The sequence below is a fragment of the Bacillus sp. RC242 genome (genome assembly GCF_044908245.1).
GTDB lineage: Bacteria > Bacillota > Bacilli > Bacillales > Bacillaceae_G > Bacillus_A > Bacillus_A mycoides.
The window spans coordinates 364,251-370,490 of sequence record NZ_JBIYCZ010000006.1 but is presented as its reverse complement, the minus strand read 5'-3'; the positions used below and the strand labels follow the sequence as shown (position 1 = coordinate 370,490).

Below are 6,240 nucleotides of genomic sequence, written 5' to 3'. Positions count from 1 at the left end.
CCTTGACCATCCTATATGTGATGGTCTTATTTTTTTATTCTCTCTTTCTTCTTACTTAAAACTCCCTCTCTCTTTCACTCTATGTTCACATCTAGGTCACATCTATCTTTTATATTGTATGTATCGGAGCTGTTCCTCCCTAATTTATAAGACATTCCCCAGTGTCTTTGAACAGCTTTCCATCCCTAATTAAATTGACATAAATTGTCCCCTTCCCTTGACCATCCTATATGTGATGGTCTTATTTTTTTATTCTCTCTTTCTTCTTACTTAAAACTCCCTCTCTCTTTCACTCTATGTTCACATCTAGACCACATCCACCTTTTATAGTATATGTATCGGAGCTGTTCCTCCCTAATTTATAAGACATTCCCCAGTGTCTTTGAATAGCTTCCATCCCTAATTAAATTGACATAAATTGTCCCCTTCCCTAGGCCATCATGTGATGGTCTATTTTTTTTCCAAACACATAACTTAACTCTCTTCGCTTATTTCAACAAAATTGGTCTATCTATATGCAAATAGATATTTTTATACAAAATATTCAGAAAATATTGTCAAAATAGGTATTTTTTCGGTACAATTAATTTAGAAAGCAATTTTACAAAAACAAGGAGGGATTTTATTGAAACAAACAAAAGCAATCTTAATTGCATTATTTCTCGGTCTAGTCGTTGGACTCACTTTAAATTTAGCTGCTCCATCCATTTTCGAGCCATTAAATCAATATGTGTTCAATCCACTTGGTCAATTGTTTATTCGACTCATTAAAATGCTAGTTGTTCCTGTTGTATTCATTTCTATCGTACTTGGGGCTGCTGGTCTTGGAGATCCGAAACAGCTTGGAAGAATCGGCTTAAAATCAATTTCATTCTTTCTCGTAACAACAGCAGTTGCCATCTCCATTGCGGTTACATTCGCACTTATTATAAAACCAGGGGCTGGCGGTAATTTTAAAACAGAAGGGCTTAAGTATGAAGGTGCAAAAACTGAAACATCTTTCGTCGATACATTGCTGAATATTGTGCCAGATAATCCAGCAAAAGCGATGGCTGATGGGAACATGCTACAAATTATTGCCTTTGCCGCATTGATCGGACTCGGTTTAGCTGTTTTAGGAAAACGAGTTCAAGGTGTCCATTCATTACTTGAACAGGGCAACGAATTAATGATGTATCTTGTTAATCTCGTCATGAAATTAGCTCCAATCGGAACATTCGGGTTGCTCGCTTCGTCCGTTGGTAAAATGGGTCTTGCAGGCGTCGCTGCGATGTTCAAGTATATGATTGTCGTTATGTTGGTACTCATTATTCACGGTGTCTTCGTATACGGCGGCTTATTAAAGGTACTAGCCAAAGAAAGTATTATTCGTTTCTTTAAACATTTCGGTCCGGTAATGGCAATTGGGTTTAGTACATCTAGCTCTAATGCCTCCCTTCCATTTGCCATGAAAACCGCCCAAGAAAAACTTGGAGTTCCAAAAGCGATAAGCTCTTTTGTACAACCACTAGGTGCAACGATTAATATGGATGGTACCGCTATTATGCAAGGGGTAGCAACTGTATTTATCGCTCAAGTATACGGCGTTGAACTTACATTACCACAATTAGCTATGGTCGTATTAACTGCTGTACTAGCTAGTATCGGTACTGCAGGTGTACCAGGTGTTGGACTAGTGATGCTTACGATGGTTTTAAATCAAGTAAATCTACCAGTAGAAGGCATTGCTTTAATTATCGGTATTGACCGCATTCTAGATATGTCTAGAACTGCTGTAAATATTTCCGGTGATGCAATTTGTGCAATGATTGTTGCAAAATCAGAAGAAAAATATAATACGGATCAATCTGCAGCATCTTAAATCAAAAAAGGAGTGAATCATTTCACTCCTTTTTTCGAACGATATTCTTTTCCTTTATTATCATTTCCCGTTTCAAATTCAGTACTAAACTCCTGCTGGAATTGCCCTGATTTTGGTGAACCTTGATTTCCACTTCCTTGACTACCATTACGATTCGTCATATTTCCGCCTCCTTCCTTTATTAGTAGTATGGCGCTCTATCTTTTTTCATACACATTTTATTTTTTATCATCTATTACACACAGAAGAAGACCTTCCATATATGAGGAAGGTCTTCTTTTTCATCAGGTAAGCGTTTTCTTATTTGTAATTATTTAAATAAGTTTTTTAGAAATAGATATCATTATATCCATTTCATCTTCTGAAAGTGCGGAAAATCTTTCTTGTAAATATTTCTTTTTCTCACCTTCCATTTTCGCCACTAAATCTTTCCCTTGTTCTGTAATCTCTAAATATACAACTCGGCGATCTGATGTAGAACGTGAACGAGTTACAAAGCCTTTATTAATTAATTTTTCTGTAACAGCTGTAATATGACTATTCGACACATTTAACTCATTCGCTACACGTGAGACCATTTCTTTATTCGTACGGTTCAATATTCTAAGGACAATGAACTCATTCCACGGTATGTAACCACCAAATATTTTTCCAATATCATTACGCAACGTGCGAAACATTGCAAAAACATTTGTCGATAGTTCTTCCATTAATTGTTCTCGATTTTGAGACAACTTTGACAGCCCCTTTTATTTAATTTAGTTAAATAAAAACCTTATTAATAATTTTACACGAAATCTTACTTTTTGTCACCTTATTTCCCCGTAATTCGTAGTTTTTTAATAGATATTTCATGGTACAATGAAATTAATTTTCCAGAAAAAGGAGTTGGGGCAATGAGTCAAGAAGACAAACTTTCTAATCTCAGTCTAAAAGATAAGACTATTATTATTAGTGTTGTTATTCTTATTCTCATTATATTCTTTGCATTTATATTTTTTGTATATGTAGGAATCTTTCATATTACAGGTATAGAATATTCATCAAGAACAGCTCTACTACTCTTTTTTTTACTCATTCTTTTATTAGACGGTATTACATATTTTATATTCATTTTCTTTAAAGTGCTCCTACATCCAATGATGACAAGTATGCCCAATTGGCTCTCAATTGCTCTGCTCTCTATAATTGAAATTACGTTAGATTGGTTTGTCATACATACCGCCGATGACTGGATAGAGAGTGTACAAATGTCCAACATAGCTGAATTATGTGTCGCACTATTCCTTTACACACTAAATAAATTATTTAGTGATAAGAAAGAGTAAGAATACAAGCTTTTCTATATAAAAATTGGTACAATAAAAATAAATCATACTAAAGAGGTGTTACTTATGAACTTACTACAATGGGCTGATAAAGGTATGTCCTTTGATACATATGTGAATGAAATGAAAGTAAACCAATACGAGCTACTACACATTTACAATAATTTTTTAATTCCAAATGAATTACTTCCTATATTAGAAGAACGCCAAAATGATGGCTGGCGTGTTATCGTATTAACAGCTGATTGGTGCGGCGATGCTCTTTTGTGTGTACCTGTTATGAAACGAATTTCTGAAGTTGCAAATATTGATATGCGGTTATTAATTCGCGATGAAAACTTAGAATTAATGGATCAATACTTAACAAACGGAACAGCACGTGCGATTCCAATCTTTATTTTCATTGATAAAGACGGAAATGAACAAGCCGTCTTTGGACCACGAGCTCCAAAAATACAAGAATTAGTAACTTCAATGCGCGCTACATTACCTGAAAAAGAAGATCCAACATTCGAAGAGAAACAAAAAGAAATGTATGCTAATTTCCGTGCTACATTAGCTGATGATACTTCTCTTTGGGAACATGTAATGGAAAGCATGATTGAGAGAGTAGTAAAATAAAAAACCTGCCGATTTCGGCAGGTTTTTTTATTACATAATGAAGAAATAGAATACCGCAGCTAAAATGAAACGGTAGTAAGCGAACGGTGTTAGTTTTACACGACCTAATAATTTTAAGAATGAAACAATTGCAAGCATCGCAACAACGAATGCTGTAATAAATCCAGTTGCAAATAATGGTATATCAGCCGCGCTTAATATATCCCAGCTTTTAATTAAATCTAAGGCACTTGCAGCTACCATCATTGGCACCGCTAGAATAAATGTATATTCCGCTGCCGCTGTATGCGAAACACGTGCTAATAAACCACCACTTATTGTTGATCCAGAACGAGAAAATCCTGGCCAAAGTGCTAAACATTGGAACATTCCGATTGTAAATGCTTGCTTATATGTGATTTCATCTAACGTTCTTGCTGTACTTGGTTTTGAAAACTTCTCAGCAACAATCATTAAAATACCACCAGCTACTAAGCTAATAACAACCGGTCCTGGACCGAATAAAACTTCTTTAATTGCACTATGGAATAATACGCCGAGTATGCCGGCAGGAATCATCCCGATAATAATATGTAATAAATTTAACGATGGTCCATCAGTTACTTTCCCTATTCCAACTAATGACCATAGACGTTTCCAAAATATAACAACAACTGCTAAAATCGATCCCAATTGGATTACAACTTCAAAAACTTTCGCTCTATCGTCTTCAAATCCAATTAAATGTCCTGTTAAAATCATATGTCCTGTTGATGATACTGGTAAAAACTCTGTTAACCCTTCAACAGCACCCATGATTAAACCAATTAACCAATCAGCCACAAGTAGTGCCTCCTTAATAACGAATATGTAATTTTTTCACACCTTATCATAATACCTTATCCCTTTTCAAAGTGCATCCTTTTTTTATTGATTTTATTTGTTGTATACGCTTATTTCTTTTCTATTTTTTGATTAAATTGTATGATAATAAGAGTTTGTTTTTTACGTTGAAAGGGGATTTTATGAAAGAAACTACTTCATTCTCACAAAAGTTAAAGCAATTTTCATTACTCTTTTTCCCGATTTTTGTAACGCAAATGTCATTATTTGCGATGAGCTTTTTTGATACGACAATGTCAGGACATGCGAGTCCTATTGATTTAGCGGGTGTTGCTATCGGAACAAGTATATGGCTTCCCGTTAGTACCGGCTTAACCGGAATTTTAATGGCTACTACTCCTATTGTTGCACAGCTCGTTGGATCAAAGAAAAAGGAGGACGTTCCTCACATTGTCATACAAGCAGTATATTTAGCAATTTGTGCTAGTTTCGTTGTTATCCTTATCGGATTCTTCGCTGTTTCACCTATTTTAAATGGCATGCAATTAGAAGAACCCGTGGAACGTATTGCAGCACAATTTTTAAGTATTATCGCGATTGGAATTATCCCTTTATTTACTTACACCGTCTTACGTGGATTTATTGATGCATTAGGAAAAACTCGAACAACGATGATTATTACATTACTATCATTACCAATTAATGTAGTATTAAATTACTTATTAATTTTTGGTCACTTTGGCTTTCCAAAACTCGGTGGTGTTGGTGCGGCAATCGCTTCTGCAGCAACATATTGGTGTATTTTAATTATTACCGTCATTATTATTCGTACGAAAGAGCCTTTCGCTTCTTTCAATATCTTTAAACAGTTATACCGCCCTTCCTTTACGAGCTGGAAGGAATTCCTGAAACTTGGCGTCCCTATCGGATTTGCTATCTTTTTTGAGACGAGTATTTTCGCTGCGGTAACACTTATGATGAGCAATTTTAGTACGACAACAATAGCAGCACATCAAGCAGCTATGAACTTTGCTTCCTTGTTATATATGACTCCTTTAAGTTTAGCAATGGCAATGACGATAGCCGTTGGATTTGAAGTTGGAGCAAAACGATACAATAATGCGAAACAATATGGATTTATCGGAATTGGGTTAGCCCTTGCTTTCGCTCTTTTATATTCAATCCTTCTTTATTTCTTTGATGATGAAATTGCTTCTATTTATACGACAAATGCAAATGTCCATCATTTAGCTAAAGAATTTCTTATATTCGCGATTTTATTTCAAATTTCAGATGCGATTGCAACTCCAGTACAAGGAGCACTTCGTGGTTATAAAGACGTAAATGTTGCCTTAATTATGACATTAATAGCTTATTGGGTAATAGGTCTACCTCTTGGCTACATGTTAGCAACTTATACTGACTGGGCAGCAAAAGGTTATTGGATCGGTCTTATTATCGGTCTAGCATTTGGGGCAATCTTCCTGCTTATCCGTCTCTTTCAAGTACAAAGAAAATATACAACGCAAAGCAGCCGCTAATGATATAGCGGCTGTTTTCTTCATGCATATTTTTTCTTGTAACGTGTAACATAATGAAAAAGAAAGG

The 6,240-nt window shown here is 35.3% G+C and carries 7 protein-coding genes; 4 read left to right on the top strand and 3 right to left on the bottom strand.

The window, feature by feature from the left end:
• Positions 1-625 precede the first annotated feature (625 nt).
• Positions 626-1,861, top strand: a complete 1,236-nt coding sequence (locus tag ABH957_RS14920) for a dicarboxylate/amino acid:cation symporter (protein ID WP_002011732.1) — start codon at positions 626-628, stop codon at positions 1,859-1,861.
• A gap of 17 nt (positions 1,862-1,878) precedes the next feature.
• On the opposite strand, the gene ABH957_RS14915 is transcribed toward ABH957_RS14920, so the two are convergent.
• Positions 1,879-2,022, bottom strand: a complete 144-nt coding sequence (locus tag ABH957_RS14915; RefSeq protein WP_113937003.1) for an imidazoleglycerol-phosphate dehydratase — start codon at positions 2,020-2,022, stop codon at positions 1,879-1,881.
• Positions 2,023-2,175: 153 nt separating this feature from the next.
• Entirely contained in the window at positions 2,176-2,595 is a 420-nt protein-coding gene (locus ABH957_RS14910; RefSeq protein ID WP_002166098.1) for a MarR family winged helix-turn-helix transcriptional regulator, read from the bottom strand.
• A 162-nt stretch (positions 2,596-2,757) separates the two neighbouring features.
• Between ABH957_RS14910 and ABH957_RS14905 the strand changes: the two genes are divergently transcribed.
• Entirely contained in the window at positions 2,758-3,189 is a 432-nt protein-coding gene (locus tag ABH957_RS14905; RefSeq protein ID WP_113937002.1) for a regulatory YrvL family protein, read from the top strand.
• A gap of 33 nt (positions 3,190-3,222) precedes the next feature.
• Complete coding sequence (locus ABH957_RS14900; protein ID WP_113937001.1) at positions 3,223-3,810, top strand: thioredoxin family protein; 588 nt, start codon at positions 3,223-3,225, stop codon at positions 3,808-3,810.
• A 30-nt stretch (positions 3,811-3,840) separates the two neighbouring features.
• On the opposite strand, the gene uppP is transcribed toward ABH957_RS14900, so the two are convergent.
• Complete coding sequence (gene uppP, locus ABH957_RS14895; protein ID WP_002086752.1) at positions 3,841-4,632, bottom strand: bacitracin resistance undecaprenyl-diphosphatase; 792 nt, start codon at positions 4,630-4,632, stop codon at positions 3,841-3,843.
• Between the two features lie 182 nt (positions 4,633-4,814).
• Between uppP and ABH957_RS14890 the strand changes: the two genes are divergently transcribed.
• Complete coding sequence (locus ABH957_RS14890; protein WP_113937000.1) at positions 4,815-6,173, top strand: MATE family efflux transporter; 1,359 nt, start codon at positions 4,815-4,817, stop codon at positions 6,171-6,173.
• Positions 6,174-6,240: the final 67 nt, after the last annotated feature.